We start from the raw sequence: 14,987 nt of genomic DNA, 5'->3' as shown, positions 1-14,987 counted from the left end.
TTAACACCCATTGGATCGAATATGAGAACAACCGTTACCTTCGAAAGCGCAGGTGTGAAGCTTGCTGGCCATCTGTACCACCCCACAGCCAAAGCGGATGTGTCGCACCTTCCAGCGATTGTCATCGGGCATCCAGGGACTGGTGTAAAGGAGCAAACCGCAGGTTTGTATGCGAAGCGCTTGGCTCAGCAGGGATTCATCACGCTCGCGTTCGATGCGGCCTTCCAAGGAGAAAGCGAAGGTGAGCCACGCGGGTTGGAAGATCCCGCGCATCGTGTTGAAGATATCAAGGCTGCTGTTTCATTTCTTGCCACACGAGACGACGTTGATCCGAATCGCATCGGTGCGTTAGGCATCTGTGCGTCCGGTGGCTACGTGATTCCCGCTGCTGCCACCGACCACCGTATCAAGGCCGTGGCGACAATTAGTGCTGCCGACATCAACTTGCAGTTTCGTGTCGGCGCCGACGGCAAGCAAAGTCCCGACCTGCTTCTGGGGATGCTCGATGCGGCAGCAGCGGCTCGTACTGCGGAAGGCCGCGGTGAGGGTGTTGGCGTATTTCCGCTTTTTCCGACCGAGGAGGACGCACGCGCAGGGGGCAAGCATCTATTCGAGGGCTGGGAGTACTACTGTTCTCCGCGTGGGCAGCATCCGCGTTCAGCCAAATTCTTTACCTGGAGCAGCGTCGATCGTATCGCCTCTTTTGACGCGTTCCGATTCATCAGCATGATTGCACCGCGTCCGCTGATGATGATTGTTGGCACCGAGGCCGTTACCTCATGGATGTCTACGGAGGCATTCGCCAACGCACATGAACCAAAGGAACTGGTTTGGGTTAAAGGAGCAACTCATGTCGATCTGTACGACAAAGAGCAATACGTTGATGATGCTGTATCGAAACTCGCCAACTTCTTCCAGGAAAAGCTAGATGCACCTGCCACGGCGGATCGACGTGGCTAGCTTGAGCATCGTTCGACGCCAACACTTGCGTGACCAGTTCCCCCTCGGCGAGATCGCGTGACGCCTTGGCATTTTCCGCCACGTTCTCTGGCGATATCTGCACGTCAAAACGTCATCCCTCGAACCTTTTCGAGATTGGGCATTCGAATGTAGATGCTATCAATATCCATCGATAGTTTGTGGCTTCAAGGATCGCCACTGTGGCGAGTTTGTTCGCCATGAGCAACAACCAGGATTCTATTCATGACAACTCTCCAGCGTCCAATCGATTCCGGTTTCAGCTTCCACTCGACCGCTTCTGACGTCATACAAGGTATTGATCTGACGGGGAAAACAGCTATCGTGACCGGGGGATACTCGGGTATCGGCCTGGAAACCACACGTGTGCTTGCAGAAGCGGGAGCCACAGTTATCGTTCCGGCGCGCAATATTGAGAAGGCACGTCGTGCAGTTCAACATATTCCTCGAGCTCGACTGGAACAATTGGATTTGGAGGATGCGAACTCGATTGACGCTTTCGTCGATGTCTTTCAGCAAGACGGTCTTCCTCTAGAGCTGCTCATCAACAATGCCGGGGTAATGGCCACGCCGCTGAGTCGCGATGCTCGGGGTAACGAGTCACAGTTCTCTATCAACCATCTGGGTCACTTCCAACTGGTTAATGGCCTCTGGGCTGCGCTCCAGAGGGCGCAGGGTGCACGCGTGATCTGCCTTTCATCAGGTGCACATAGGCGTGCCGCGTTTGATTTCGACGACCCGAATTTTATTGAGCGTGCCTACGATCGATGGATTGCTTACGCACAGTCCAAAACGGCGAACGCGCTGTTTGCAATAGAACTTGACCGCCGAGGCGAATCCGAGGGAATCCGAGCACTCTCTGTGCACCCTGGTCGTATCGAAACTGACCTGCAACGACATATCAGCGTCGAAGACCTTCAATCGTTGGGGCTGAGGGACGAGAACGGCGAGATTCCTGCGGGACAAGTCCATATGTATAAGACCATTGGTCAAGGCGCCGCGACTACCGTGTGGTGTGCCACTAGTCCATGTTTGACGGATAGTGGTGGAGTCTATTGCGAGGACTGCGACATTGCCCAAGCGGTTGACGCAGACCACAAGAAGCTAGACGGAGTGCTTCCGTGGGCGGCGGATCCAATGCTCGCAAAGCGGCTTTGGGCACTTAGCGAGGCGCTCACAACTGCAACCGCACAATCGGGCAGCTCCATCCCCGAACAGTCCAAGGCTGCCAGCTAAGGAAGGATGCACAGGTTTCCGCTCGAGCACTCCCATCCGACAACTCATCGGACAACCCATCCGTAAGCATCCGGCGAAGTGATCTTGCCAGTTAGGTAGGCCGGGCGCCCACCGATGCGGAAGCAGTTCGGCGATGTCGGCCGCTTTGTGGGTCGGCAGTCACGTGAGTACGTCTTTAGATAGGCATACGGATCGTGCCCGTTGAGCTTGGCCGATTGGATCAGGCTCATGACGGCGGCCGCGCGTTGACCGGCGCGCAGTGAGCCCGCGAACAACCAGTTGGAGCGCCCAAGCGCGACTGGACGGATCTGCCGCTCGACGTGGTTGTTGTCAACGGGTACCGCGGGGTCGTCGAGGTAACGGACGAGCGCAGTCCACCTCTTGAGGCTGTAATCGATGGCTCGCGCCATCGCCGAGCCTTCCGGGACGCGGCGTCGTTGTTCGTCAAGCCACGCGCGCAGTTGGACCAGGATAGGTCCGGCCCGTTGCTTTCGGGCATCGAGGCGTTGCTTCGTTTCGCTATCGCGCAGCTCGCCTTCGATCTCGTACAAGCTCGCAACGTAGCGCAGCGCCTGGCCCGCCAATTCGCTCTTGTGCTGGCACCTGAGGCGCCATCATCAGCCTTGCGGGCCCAGCGACCGCGATCGCGCACAGTCGCCCAATTCCTACGTACTTCAAGCTGTCAGCCCCGGCGAACACGGCATCGGTGTCGCCAGCTATCACCCCTTGAACCGAGTCGCTGCCGCCTTTGTAGGGCACATGGATGACATCAAGGCCGGCACCTTGGGTGAACTGCGCCAACGCCAAGTGGCTAGTATTCCCGTGTCCGGCGGATGCTATCGCGAGTCTGCCCGGGTGTTCCTTTGCATAGCGGACCACAGTCTGAACCGAGCAAAGACCTTTGCTCTGGTTCCCATACATGACGAGAGGAACCTTGGCGACCAACGAGACCGCCGAGAAGTCGCAAACGGAGTCGTAAGGGAGACTCGCATAAAGACTCGGATTGATCGCATGCGCGGCGGCAGCCATGAGCAGCGTGTATCTGTCCGGCGCAGCTCTGGCGACATACTGCGTCGCAATGGTTCCACTTGCTCCAGGTTTGTAGAGCAACACCACGGGCACACCAAGAGCCCTCTGCATACTGGCAGCGAGCGGCCGAGCCAAGACATCAGCCGTTCCACCAGGCGGATAGGGGATGACAATCGAAATGGGACGGTCTGGATAGTCTGCGCGGACGCTGGCGCAGGCCAGTGCGAGACAAAACAGCGCGACACAACGAACGAATGCAAACAACTAGACGGCCTCAAGGTAGAGCCGGTTAACAAGCAGCCAATTCCGCCTGAACTGGGAAGGTGCGAGACGGTGGCCGTACCAAGGCTTCATGCTCAATACTTTTGCTCCGATTTCAACATTCACGACGACGAATTCTCAGCTGCCACTATTGCCTCTTCACAGGGCAAGCCTGCCGCTGTTCGCCCATCGCCGGAAAGATCAAACACATGATGTCGGACGCCGTCTCAACTCTGCACCTCTGAATCGGAAGAATCTCATGAAGTCGAGTCATAAGCGCGTCACGTTCATCGCAGCGACTGCTTTCCTCCTCTTGTCAGCTGTAGCAAGCTATCAGGATAAGGCACTGAATGCAGGATGGCGTTGCCCGGGTCCCAACTGCGCGGTCAAGACCGCGGCTCCGACAGCAACGAAAAAATGCGCGGGTCATGCTCAACGCGCTTCGCTTCAATGATCCGGCCCTTCACCACGTCGGGATGTGCTGGATTGAAAAGATAGTTCGCAGCGTAGGGCACGAGAACACTCGGCACCTTCAATAGCAGGCTGGACTTGATCGATAGCCATTCCGTGCCGGCGCGTTTCGACCAGCTCACGTTCTCCTTCCAGTCCTGCGGCAAGTCAGGCATGTTGGCCAATGCGACGGCGTCGTCAATCTCGACTTTCAGAAGTTGATAGTTGGTCGGGAGATCCTCGAGCCTCGACACTTCGTGGTGTACCAGTACCTCCAGGAGTGCCAACGCGGGATGCTCCGCGAGGTACACCACAGGCTGGCCCGGGAAATGCCATCTTCCACCCGCCCGCAATCCACCCACACCCTTGAGATCGGCGTAGTTACTAATTCGCCAAAGAATCATCAGGCAAAGTACCCCTCGTCGATCTGCACCAATTGATCCTCAACGAGATGGGCGCCTTGCTCCGTTCCTGCCAGCGCCAGCGGCTCAATGTTGCCAAGGCGCTGCTGCTTGGAACGCAGCCAGCGCAGCCCGCGCTCCATATCGCCGAATGTGCTCGCGGCCTGTGCAAGAATGCGGGCTAGTCGAATGGCCTTGTCCGACTCATCGACGGTCAGCGACTGCCCCTTTTCACGGCGATGACTGAGTGTGCGACGCGGAATGATGAAGGTGATTTCGTCCCACGACAGCCCGGCTTCGAGCAGCCGCTCAAGCGTGTCAACGGGGAGCCGATCATGGGCGAGCGTCGCAAGATCGGCGCCGGTACGGATAGTAGTGCTCAAAAAGACACTTAACCTCTCCAGGTAGCGTTCGTGGGGAGCGTGCGCGCCGCTAGGGCTAAAAGAGATCGTATGCATGTTTGCTCCGGCAATCTGCCTTGATGATAGCGGCAAATTGCCACGGCAACAACGTCACTCCGCTGCGAGAGCTTTCGACAAAGCAAGTCGGGAGTTTCCGAAGCGGAGCGTTGCGGAAAACGCCCTCGCCTCCGCCGCTCACCCTCGTTGCTCGAAGTCCGGTTCGCTCGTTGAAAAAATCGGGCAAATCGACGGAGACACTGTCCAAAGAGTTTGCCGGTCGCTTCTCGAGAAAACTCGCTATGCCTTCCTTGGCGTCCTCAGACGGGCCACGTGACTGGATTGCCCGGCTGTCTAGCTTGTGCGCTTCCATGGGATGGGCAGCCCCCGCCATGCGCCAAATTATTCGGCGCGCCAACGCTACAGAGACCGGTGAGGCGTTGCCCGCAATTTCCCGGGCGATAGTGGATAGGTAGGCAGCCGGAAGCAAGTCTTCGGGACGATGAATCGAACGGACAAGCCCCCTTTCCAACGCTTCCTGTGCACCGAACACCCGACCGGTAAAGCACCACTCAAGCGCGGTGGATATCCCGACGACACGCGACAGAACCACGAGGTCGGCAAGCAATTCGACGTGACCCGTGAACGTATCCGACAGATTGAAGCCAAGGCGATGCGCAGGCTGAAGCATCCAGTCCGTGCTGCAAGTTGAGGCTGTTCCTCGAGCGTTGAACGACGTCCGAAGATGGATGCTGGGATCTCAATTGGCATGTCATTTTGGAGAGGCAATTCGGGACGAGGCATTCCTGTAGCGGAGCTGCCAAGGAGGGCGCAAAGGACTTGGCGAGTTCCGCATAGCAAGAGGGCTACCGACCGGTGTTCTCGCCGGCCGGTTGTCTTACTCGCGAGCAGCGGAGGCTCACGGTGCCCACCGTACGGGAACGATCTTTGATCGGATGGATAGGGGTGTTGGCCACTCGACGTGCCCTCTTTATCCATGGCCAGGCCGTAGGACTGCATGACGCGAGTCGTTACTGCGTGTAACCGCGGTAGACGAATGGACCTGCGCTATCCCAATCTGCTCACAACTCCACCGTGAGGAGACCTTGGCATGGGCGCAATTGCTGTCGCCGGCATGACCCTGTACCTCTGGAAGACCGCCAGCCGAAGAGCGGCCTTGCTTTTTGTTGCTGTCATAGCTGTAGGCCTTTTTTCCTACTGGCACAGAGACGAACAGAGACCGTGCAACGATCGTGCATGGTTTTGCGACATGATCCCGGACAAGGGAATCGGCTTTGTCGGTCCACCGGAAAAGGTGTGCCCGACTGACGTCGAACCACTCAAAGCACGCGTTTTTGAAAGCGACGCCGCTGAAGATGAGCTGCGCCGCCTTATCTCGGTAGGTGTCTGTCAGAAAGCCGCGATTAAACGCGTGCATAAAGGATGGAAGGCGCCGTTCAACCCGAGCTACGGCTCTTGGTGGGACCGCATGGTCCTCTGATCCGTCTAGCGCCGTCCCGTCACTCCGATCTGTTTTGTCGCGGCCACGCCTCCGCCGTCTTCCGGTGCTTGGCTGCCCCCAAGCGCCTTCAGTAAGGGCTCGGCCTGCTCTGCTGGGCGTTCATCACCGCAGGCCGCAAGGCCGCCTCAGGAGTTAGTTTCTAAGTCGGGCAGCAATTCGACGGAGCTTGAGGTTGTAAATCGAGTCGTTCGCGCAAGCTTCGCGCACGATAGCGGGAAGCAGTATCAGGGCGTGGCCGCCCAGGCACGAGCCGACGCAGGTGCGATACGAGCCGTCGCTCGACGAATTGTCACCGCGCGAGGCCAAAGTCCTGCTGATGCGGTTCGAACTTGGCACGAACACCGAACTACCCACCCCCGCTTATAATGTGCCGGATTCGGCGGCGGGCGAGCCTGCTAGGTAGGCACCGCTCGAAACATCAATGGGTTCATCAAAAATCCGCAGCATGAAAGCGCCTGTCGTGTGGAATGACCGAACGACCTCCCCACGTCCCGCCGCGAGGACAGACAGGGACAAACTACTTTTGACGGATGGCACACTTAGGCATCACCGAAGTCTTAGGTCGCGCTGACCAGGGCGTCACTCAGCCATTCCGCTGCCGAGCTGAGGATGGCAACCTTTATTACGTCAAGGGCAAACACGCGTCACGTCGCAGCCAAATCTGCGAATGGGTAGCGGGCCATATGGGCCAAGCGTTGGGCCTGCCGATCCCGCCTTTCTTAGTGCTCGATGTCCCTGATGCAATCATTGAATTACTGCCCCCACACTGGCAGGAATTGGGCGCAGGCCCTGTGTTTGGCTCGCTTGCCCACGTCCACTCGATCGAGATGACCTGGCCCCTGGTCAGGTCGGTCCCTCAGAAGGTGCGTTCGGATATACTGGTATTCGACCGCTGGGTCCGGAATGGTGACCGTATTCTCACAGAACTGGGCGGGAACCCCAACTTGCTCTGGAATCCTTCATGGGAGAGCGTGGTTGTAATCGACCAGAATCAGGCCTTCGATGCGGATTTTGACCACGATTTGTTCCTTGAAAGCCACATTTTTCGCGATGACTGGCCGCTGGCCGCCGGCGACTGCGTCACTCGTGCAGAATACGAACAGCGTCTAGAAGCGGTAGCGCCGAAATTCCTTGAGGCATGCGAGAGCGCTCCGCCAGAATGGTGGTGGGTAGCTGACGATGTGCCTACGTCCTTCGACAGGACGGCTATTTACGAACAATTGCAAGTAAGCCTACGAGGCGACGGACTATGGGGAGGGGCGAAATGAAATATGCATGTCAGTACGCGATCGTCCGCTTCATGCCATATGTCGAAACGGAAGAGTTCGCAAACGTTGGCGTCGTACTCGCGTGCCCCAAAACGGGCTTCTTTGATTTCAAACTGCTTCCTCGTGTACGCCGGATCACGGCATTTTTTGAGGAACTGGATGCGAGCGTTTACCGTACGGCTCGGGAAGCGTTGCGCGCCGAGTTGCTTCGCATAAAAGAGCTATTCGGACGGACGGCTGGAACCATCACCCTTGGTACTCGACTCTTCGACGAGCTCGTCCGCCCTCGCGAGTCGATGATTCGATTTGCTGACGTTCGCGTGATCCTCACTGAGAGCCCTACCGATGAGCTCGTCAGGGTCTATGAGCACGTTGTGGGAAGAGCATTCGCAACAAAGGTCTACCAGGAACAAATACTCGAGAGGCACATTCAGACGATGTTGCGCGCAGCGGACCTATCTACGCTTTTCAAACCACGCAAGATAGGAAACGAGGCGTACCACGCAATGTTTCCGTTCGTCCGGATGGGAGGCGACGATCTGCCGGTGCAAGCGATTAAGCCACTCCACCTCGCTCAAGAAGATGCAGCAGCCATCTTTGATCATGGCTGGGAATGGCTAGGAAAGATCAAACGGCTTCACAGCGAAGGCTTGTTACCGAATCAAGTTATGCTGGCAGTGAACGAGCCTCCGGCCGACGATAAGCTACTGACGCGGGCGTACGAAGACGTCATCGCCGAGTTGAACCACGCGCCAAATACATCGGTCGCATCCTATGATGATGCCAAGGCCATCCTCAAATTCGTGGGGCGTTAGCATTTGCCGACCTACAATGACGTCGAAGCCCGCCAACCATGGCGGGCTTTTTGTTGTTACGTTGCAGGTGATGCTGTTCCTCCTTAAAAGCGGCCATTAGGCGCACTTGCTGTCATACAGCGCGTCTTCCAGCGCTTCGTCAGACAGCCCATACGTAAGCACCCGGCGGAGTCATCTTGCCAGTTAGGTAGGGCCGGGCGCCCACCGATGCGGAAGCAGTACGGCGATGTCGGCCGCTTTGTGGGTCGGCAGTCGCGTGAGTACGTCTTTTAGATAGGCATACGGATCGTGCCCGTTGAGCCTGGCCGATTGGATCAGATCCTTGCTCACTTGTTTCTCTTCAAGATGACTTCGCCGGGTGCTTACGTCCATACCACTACTGCAGGAAATAGATGCGCAGCATCCGCTCCAGTCCGATCCGCGGCCGCCCGCGTTTGCCCTTGGGGTAGTACGGCTCGACTGCCGCTATCAGCCGCGATACCACGGCACCACGCTTTCCATTTCCGCCAGAAAGCGCTGACGGCGTGTCACCCGCTTCTTGCCGTGGCTTTCCGCTTCCGCAAAACTGATCTGGCGCTTCATCCCCGACTCATATCTTTGGCATGCGGGCGCAGAACGTCAATGTCTGTTGAATGACCGTGGCGTGTCCCGGGGCCCGGGGAGCCAACTAAGTAGCAACTTTAGCTGAAAACCGAGACACATTTAGTTTGTACCGGCGGCGAGTTTCATCCCACAACACGCCGCTGTATCGATAACAAACATTATCGATACTAGTGCATTTATGTGGCAAACTATGAGCACGCAGTTTGCGCCTCATCCTTTCCACGATGCCCCTCCCTCGATCCGCCACCGCTTCGCTGACTCCACCCTCCGCTGCACTGTGGCCCAGCGCCGATGCTCTGGCGGCCCTGCGTGCCTGGTATGAAGGCACGCCGTCGCGCGCGGCCGTGGCCCGTTTCTGGCCCGACGTGCTGACGCCGGGTCGCTCCGCACGCGGCGTGATCGGTGCCCTTCGGCGGCAACTGGCCGAAGCAGCGCTCCTACGCCAGCGCGAAGACTTGGCCGCCCTCTTCGTCTGTCCCGCAGAAGGCCGCACCGCGCATGCGCCAGCGGTCGTCCGAGCCTTGGAGACCCTGCGCAACTTGCCGGCGGCCCTCCCTCAGATCACGGACCCCGTCCACGTGTGGCTGCCGGCGCGCGCCGCGGCGGCTCTCCAAGCCCAAGGGCTGAAAACGCTGGCCGACCTGACCGTGAGGATCCCGCGGCGCCGGCGTTGGTGGCTCGCCATCGACGGACTTGGAGAGCGCAGTGCCCGCGCTATCGAGGCGTTCTTCGCTGCGCATCCGCAGTTGACCGAGCGAGCGCGCGCCCTGATCTCCCGCAGTGCAATGGCTGAGTCGGGTCCTCAGATCGTGCCGTGGGAGCGCATCGAGCTGCCGCAGGCGGTGGACGGCTCGCACGGGGCGTTCCGCGCTCCGCGCCCAATGTGCGCCCTCGCAGCCGACAATGATTACGACGCCATTAACGCCTGGCTCGGACTGCACGAGACACCCACCACCGCCCGGGCCTATCGCAAGGAGGCCGAGCGGTTGCTGCTGTGGGCGATCCTGGAGCGCGCGAAGCCGCTATCGTCCCTAACCGCCGAAGATGCGACGGCCTACCGCGCCTTCCTGCGCGCGCCGGCCGCCCGCTGGGTGGGCCCTGCTCGCCCGCGGCCATCGCCCGAATGGCGGCCCTTCGCGGGGGCCTTGGCACCCCGTTCCATCGTCTACGCCCTGGGTGTCATCGCCGCGCTGTTCCGCTGGCTGATCGCCCAGCGCTATGTGCTCGCCAACCCGTTTGCAGGGCTCAAGGTACGGGGCGCCCAGCGCGTCGCAGACCTGGATACATCCCGTGCCTTCACAGAAGGCGAATGGAGGCTGGTGCGAACCCTCGCCGATGGCCTCGAGTGGTCGCATCAATGGACCGATAACGCCGCGACGCGTCTACGGTTCCTGCTAGATTTCGGGTATGCGACGGGGCTGCGGGCCTCGGAGCTGGTCGGAGTGACGCTCGGCGGCATCGAGATTGGCCCGCGTGGCGAGCGCTGGCTCCACCTGGTCGGTAAAGGCGATCGCCCGGGCAAGGTCGCCCTGCCTTCCATGGCTAGCCAGGCGCTGGACCAGTATCTGGTCTCGCGAGGATTGCCTGTCACGCCTGCGAGATGGGACCGTAATAGTCCCATCCTGGCGCATCTGGAAGACGGGTCGTCGATTACGACGCCACGACTGCGGGCGGTGTTACGGCGCTTTCTCACACTTGCTGCCGGTGAGATCGAGTCGGACCATCCTCCACTGGCGGACAAACTCCGGCGCGCGACCCCTCACTGGCTACGCCACACGCATGCGACCCATGCGCTGGCGCAGGGGGCATCGCTGATCACAGTGCGCGACAATCTGCGGCATGCGTCCATCACGACGACCTCTCGGTATCTGCACGACGACGACGTACAGCGCGCCGATCAACTCGAAAAAGTCTTTGTCCGACGGTAGCCGAGCAATCCGCGCTACGTCGTCCTTCTCGACTGCATCGCGCACCATCGCAGCGCGCGATGCTGACTTGGGGTCGACTAGCACCGCGCGCTGGCCTCCAGATGCTTCCAGTGTCCGCAGCTTCAGGTGAAGTCCCCTTCGTAAGCCAAGGGCCGCTCTGTTGCCGGCCTAGGCGGGAGTGGTTGTGCCCCGAGATTTTGCACGCCTACGGTCTGCCAGTGGCGCGCACGCAGGCGCTCCAGTTCGAGGATATGAAGGTGCTAGCGGTCGAGCGCTTTGACCGTCGGTGGTGGACTGACCCTGACGGGAAGAGCTGGCTCATCCGGTTGCCGCAGGAAGACATGTGCCAAGCCACTGCCACGCCGCCGCACCTAAAGTAGGAGTCCGATGGCGGTCCTGGAGTACGCCCCATCATGAAGCTGCTGGCTACCTCGCAGAATTCGGATGAAGACCGACGCACGTTTTTCATGGCTCAAGTCCTCTTTTGGATGCTGCGCGCCACCGATGGCCACGCAAAGAACTTCAGTATTTTCCTGAACGCCTTCGGCAGCTCCAGGCTCACCCCGCTGTACGACGTGCTCTCGGCCTACCCGGTCATCGGCAAGGGCGCGAACCAGTTGTCGCCCTTCAAGGCGAAAATGTCGATGGCCGTCCGCGCAAGGAACACGCACTGGGTCATGCGGGACATCCTGCGCCGGCACTGGCTAACCGTCAGCGCAGATCATGGTGTAGTAGGGCCCGATGGCCGCGGAGTGGAGGCGGTAGTCGACAACCTGGTGGCGCGCACGCCCGGGGTCATGGCGACAGTTCGCGCGCGACTTCCGGACGATTTCCGATGCTTGTGGCCGACGCCATTCTCAACGGCCTGCAGGTAGCCGCCGACACGCTGGCCGGTTAGCACCAGAGCACCCGATCCCGCACCGAGGAAGACGGTGTCCCTGTGCGGCCGGGTCTCGCATCAATCATTGCTGGACGGCGCTCCGCCGGTTGCCCCGTCGGCCATCAAGCCCGAGGGCAAGGCATGGACTCCGGTCGGCCAGGTTGACTTCGTCTTGCCGCGCGCATTGGGCCTGGGTGAGACCACTGGCATCGTGGACCAGTCATGCCTACGTCCAGCGTTTGGTCGTGCCGTAGTCGTCCGCCTTTGCAAAAAAAATCCCGCGGCCAGGCGCGGGAATGGAACGGGTTGTATCGTGGGGTCAAGTCACGATAGTGACATTTTCGGCGCAAAATGTACTGACAAAGACCCTACAAAAAGGGGGCAACCATCATTCGGAGTTGACTACGTGACCCTGTGTGCTGGATTGTTGCGGAAGCTGGACAGAGGGCGGAATGCTGTATAAATACACAGCGCCCCTCTCAGACGGAGCCTCGGCACGGCGGGCTATTATTTCCCGCGTCGAGGACGCGCCCCGGCCTGGCTGGGCAAGAATCCAAAGCGTTTCCTGATCCCAGAGGATGCCGCCTAAATTTTTGGAAATGTCGTTCGAGGGGCCGGGGCTATTTTTTGGTGATCAGCCGAAGCGCTGATAAATAGCGGTTCCACAGAACTGGTCATGTAACGTGAGATTGCGTAGCGGTAATGGTGTCAGTAACCATTCGCTGCTACACTCCGCCCCCGTCGAAAATACATCTCAACGGGAAAAATACATGGCCGTCGCCAAGACTGCAGCAACTACCAAAGTACGCGCATCAAAAAAAGCCGCAGCACCGGCAAGAAAGGCGAGCGTCCTGGCTCGCGAGGTCAAGGTCGCACAAAAGCAGTTGGACAAACTGCGCGCGGAGTTGACAAAGCAAGTCGCCGCTGGCAAGAAAGCCATTATCAAAGCGCGCGCTGAGCTTAAGAACCTGAAGGACACTGCCCGCGTCGCGTTGGCCAACGAGAAGGCAGCTGCGAAAGCTGCCGTCAAGGCCAAGGCTCAGAAAACGCTGGTTAAGAAGGCAGCGACCACGAAGGTGAGCGCCAAAGCAGCGAAGCCCGTCGCGGCAGGAACTGCAGCTAAGCCGGCGAAGGCAGTCAAAGCTACGGCAAACAATGCCGCGCCCAAAAAGGCCGTCCGAGTCGCAGGCGTTGCGAAGTCTGTAGACGCGACGAAAGTGAAAGCAGTCAAAAAGCCGGCGGTGGCGACTCGCCGGACGAAGACGAGCGTTGTGCCCGCTCCTGCGGCAACTGAAGCAGTCGTTGCCTAACGTTCTGCTCCAACCCTCCGGGTACTGATAATGCCTAACTCCGACATGGCAAGGCCGTGTGAAGGAGAATACGAGCAGTTTTTAAGCCGGAGGGCCATTGCTCTTTTTGTTGACGCAATGCCGCGCGACTTTGACTCCGGCGCCCTGCTCTCAGTACGCCGGTGCCGTTTGCGCGCGGGTGTTCACAACCACTGGCGCGTCTGCGAGGAGTCACCGACCTGCTTTCCTGCCGACCACGTGCCATCCTAGATCCAGTCTGCCGGACCGATTTTGGAAGGCCGTCTCAGTGTGTTGTGTCTATTCAGGATACGGCAATCCTACCGGCCATCGAGCGGCCGGAGCATTAGCAGAATTTCACAGTGGCTGGCCGCCATCATGCTATCGCGGAAAGGTCGGAATTTGCTGCAGTGGCCGATGCCGCGTCCACCGCTGTCTCTCCGATCCGCTGCCGCAAGTAAATTTTTGGAGTTTTCTGGGCGCATGGTCAGGCACTCGGCGTAGAAGCAAACCTAACATGTTGGCGCCATAAACGTCATAATAGTTAATATTTAGGCGCTTTTTTAGGCTTGTGATCCGCATCCCTCCAAATTCGACTCATGAATTGAGCCGCATGTGGGATGATACGGCTCATGGACACTACTTCCTCCTTTTGGATCTGGCGACGAGCGGATTGGCCCGAAGGCGCCCTCGCCTACGACGCTCACAAGACTGCCCCAGACCTAGCTGAAGCCTATCGCACGTACGGCCTCTTGGAAGGCAAGGCCACGACACTCGGCCTTGGCAGTACGAGTGAAGTCGCGTTGGATGCACTGTCCGACGAAGTCCTAGCCACAGCCGCCATTGAAGGCGAGCGCCTACCGCTCGATGCTGTCCGTTCGTCGGTCTTGAGGAGGTTTGGCTTGGCAACGTCCGGGCCATTTAACCGCAGCGTCGACGGTCTGGTGGATGTCATCAGTGACGCAACCTCGGCGATTGATACGCCATTGGACGAAGACCGTTTATGTCGGTGGCAGTCTGCCCTATTTCCTGGTGGCACATCCGGCATCCACCGGATAGCGGTCGGTCGTTATCGAGACCACGTCGATCCCATGCAGATAGTGAGCGGTCGACCGGGGCGCGAAGTCGTCCACTACGAGGCGCCACCCTCGAAAGACGTGTCGATGCAAATGGAGCGATTTCTCCTCTGGTTCGCCGACACCTCGCCGACTTCGACATCGGCGATGTCAGTTGGAGGCAAGCCTATCGATGGCTTCGCTCGCGCCGCCATTGCTCACCTGTGGTTCGAAACTATCCACCCTTTTGAGGACGGGAATGGGCGTATCGGCCGCGCGATTGCGGACATGGCCATGGCGCAGCACTTGCGGCAACCGGTGCGGCTGTACAGTCTTTCGCGGCAGTTGCTCTCGTCACGTGCGGCCTACTACGACGCCCTGAACCAAGCCCAGCGCAGCCAGACCGACGTCACGGCATGGGTACAGTGGTTTGCCCATCAAAGTACTGCGGCCTGTCATGCCGCCATTCAGGTCATTGACCAGGCGATCGAGAAGCGGCGATTTTGGGAAAAGCAGGAGGGTATCGCTCTTCATGAGCGGCAGCGCAAAGTGCTGCAGCGACTTTTGGACGATGGCGATGGTGGCTTCCTGGGAGGGCTGAACGCTGAGAAGTACATGAAGATGACCGGGGTTTCAAAGGCGACGGCCACCCGCGACCTTGCAGCGATGGTCGCCAGCGGGCAACTGTGGAGTCATGGTGCCGGCAAAGCGCTGCGCTATTTTGTAAATGTCCCAGGTTGGACGCATGGCATAACGGAGTAATCCGACCGGACTCGTCAATGGAACCATCCTCCTGATCAGAGGGTTAAGGGTACCTCCGACTGCTATCCGAAGTACCAGCGTGGACTCGTTCGCA

The 14,987-nt window shown here is 59.1% G+C and carries 11 protein-coding genes and 7 pseudogenes; 11 read left to right on the top strand and 7 right to left on the bottom strand.

All coding sequences use genetic code 11. The features are described 5' to 3' along the window. Window positions 1-21: 21 nt before the first annotated feature. A complete protein-coding gene (locus GA566_RS29565) occupies window positions 22-960 on the top strand; it encodes an alpha/beta hydrolase (protein ID WP_160475103.1) in 939 nt (312 codons plus the stop codon). A gap of 243 nt (window positions 961-1,203) precedes the next feature. Next, complete coding sequence (locus GA566_RS29560; RefSeq protein WP_160475102.1) at window positions 1,204-2,214, top strand: oxidoreductase; 1,011 nt, start codon at window positions 1,204-1,206, stop codon at window positions 2,212-2,214. A 102-nt stretch (window positions 2,215-2,316) separates the two neighbouring features. On the opposite strand, the pseudogene GA566_RS29555 reads toward GA566_RS29560, so the two are convergent. The 5 genes and pseudogenes from GA566_RS29555 to GA566_RS29535 all read right to left on the bottom strand — a co-directional run. Continuing rightward, window positions 2,317-2,822, bottom strand: a pseudogene (locus GA566_RS29555) (transposase); the annotation flags it as partial. Then, window positions 2,734-3,354 carry a tripartite tricarboxylate transporter substrate-binding protein gene (locus GA566_RS33780; RefSeq protein WP_370459389.1) on the bottom strand — a complete coding sequence of 207 codons (621 nt, stop codon included), beginning with the start codon at window positions 3,352-3,354 and terminating at the stop codon, window positions 2,734-2,736. The pseudogene GA566_RS29555 and the gene GA566_RS33780, both read right to left, overlap by 89 nt. Before the next feature lie 536 nt (window positions 3,355-3,890). Then, a complete protein-coding gene (locus GA566_RS29545; RefSeq protein WP_160475137.1) occupies window positions 3,891-4,361 on the bottom strand; it encodes an RES family NAD+ phosphorylase in 471 nt (156 codons plus the stop codon). Beyond that, a complete protein-coding gene (locus GA566_RS29540) occupies window positions 4,358-4,813 on the bottom strand; it encodes an antitoxin Xre/MbcA/ParS toxin-binding domain-containing protein (protein WP_160475100.1) in 456 nt (151 codons plus the stop codon). Before GA566_RS29540 ends, GA566_RS29545 begins: the two co-directional genes overlap by 4 nt. 138 nt (window positions 4,814-4,951) lie before the next feature. Continuing rightward, window positions 4,952-5,360, bottom strand: a pseudogene (locus tag GA566_RS29535) (enoyl-CoA hydratase-related protein); the annotation flags it as partial. Between the two features lie 6 nt (window positions 5,361-5,366). On the opposite strand from GA566_RS29535, the pseudogene GA566_RS33640 reads away from it, so the two are divergent. From GA566_RS33640 to GA566_RS29520, 4 genes and pseudogenes are all read left to right on the top strand, one after another. Further along, window positions 5,367-5,485, top strand: a pseudogene (locus GA566_RS33640) (sigma factor-like helix-turn-helix DNA-binding protein); the annotation flags it as partial. Between the two features lie 379 nt (window positions 5,486-5,864). Further along, the gene (locus GA566_RS29530; protein ID WP_160475098.1) at window positions 5,865-6,254 is read left to right on the top strand and encodes a hypothetical protein; all 390 of its coding nucleotides are present in this window, start codon (window positions 5,865-5,867) and stop codon (window positions 6,252-6,254) included. A 551-nt stretch (window positions 6,255-6,805) separates the two neighbouring features. Continuing rightward, window positions 6,806-7,543 (top strand): HipA family kinase, encoded by a 738-nt coding sequence (locus GA566_RS29525; protein ID WP_160475097.1) that lies wholly within the window; start codon window positions 6,806-6,808, stop codon window positions 7,541-7,543. Next, window positions 7,540-8,358 carry a DUF3037 domain-containing protein gene (locus tag GA566_RS29520; RefSeq protein ID WP_160475096.1) on the top strand — a complete coding sequence of 273 codons (819 nt, stop codon included), beginning with the start codon at window positions 7,540-7,542 and terminating at the stop codon, window positions 8,356-8,358. The genes GA566_RS29525 and GA566_RS29520 overlap by 4 nt, the downstream gene beginning before the upstream one ends. Before the next feature lie 183 nt (window positions 8,359-8,541). On the opposite strand, the pseudogene GA566_RS29515 reads toward GA566_RS29520, so the two are convergent. Both GA566_RS29515 and GA566_RS29510 read right to left on the bottom strand, forming a co-directional pair. After that, a pseudogene (locus tag GA566_RS29515) lies at window positions 8,542-8,676 on the bottom strand (transposase domain-containing protein); the annotation flags it as partial. 61 nt (window positions 8,677-8,737) lie between these two features. Further along, window positions 8,738-8,940, bottom strand: a pseudogene (locus tag GA566_RS29510) (IS5/IS1182 family transposase); the annotation flags it as partial. A gap of 245 nt (window positions 8,941-9,185) precedes the next feature. Here GA566_RS29510 and GA566_RS29505 point away from each other — a divergent pair. The 5 genes and pseudogenes from GA566_RS29505 (at window position 9,186) to GA566_RS29490 (ending at window position 14,893) form a co-directional block, all read left to right on the top strand. Continuing rightward, entirely contained in the window at window positions 9,186-10,889 is a 1,704-nt protein-coding gene (locus GA566_RS29505) for a phage integrase family protein (protein ID WP_160475136.1), read from the top strand. Between the two features lie 59 nt (window positions 10,890-10,948). Further along, window positions 10,949-11,764, top strand: a pseudogene (locus GA566_RS29500) (HipA domain-containing protein). 66 nt (window positions 11,765-11,830) lie between these two features. Then, window positions 11,831-12,022, top strand: a pseudogene (locus GA566_RS33450) (alkene reductase); the annotation flags it as partial. A gap of 517 nt (window positions 12,023-12,539) precedes the next feature. Further along, the gene (locus GA566_RS29495) at window positions 12,540-13,079 is read left to right on the top strand and encodes a fumarate hydratase (RefSeq protein WP_160475095.1); all 540 of its coding nucleotides are present in this window, start codon (window positions 12,540-12,542) and stop codon (window positions 13,077-13,079) included. A gap of 629 nt (window positions 13,080-13,708) precedes the next feature. Beyond that, entirely contained in the window at window positions 13,709-14,893 is a 1,185-nt protein-coding gene (locus GA566_RS29490; RefSeq protein WP_237380913.1) for a Fic family protein, read from the top strand. The last annotated feature ends 94 nt before the right edge of the window (window positions 14,894-14,987 follow it).

This window comes from Cupriavidus sp. SW-Y-13 (assembly GCF_009793345.1).
In the GTDB taxonomy this organism is placed as follows: Bacteria; Pseudomonadota; Gammaproteobacteria; order Burkholderiales; family Burkholderiaceae; genus Cupriavidus.
Note: the sequence above shows the minus strand (reverse complement) of the source record. Positions and strands in the feature narration are given on the sequence as shown.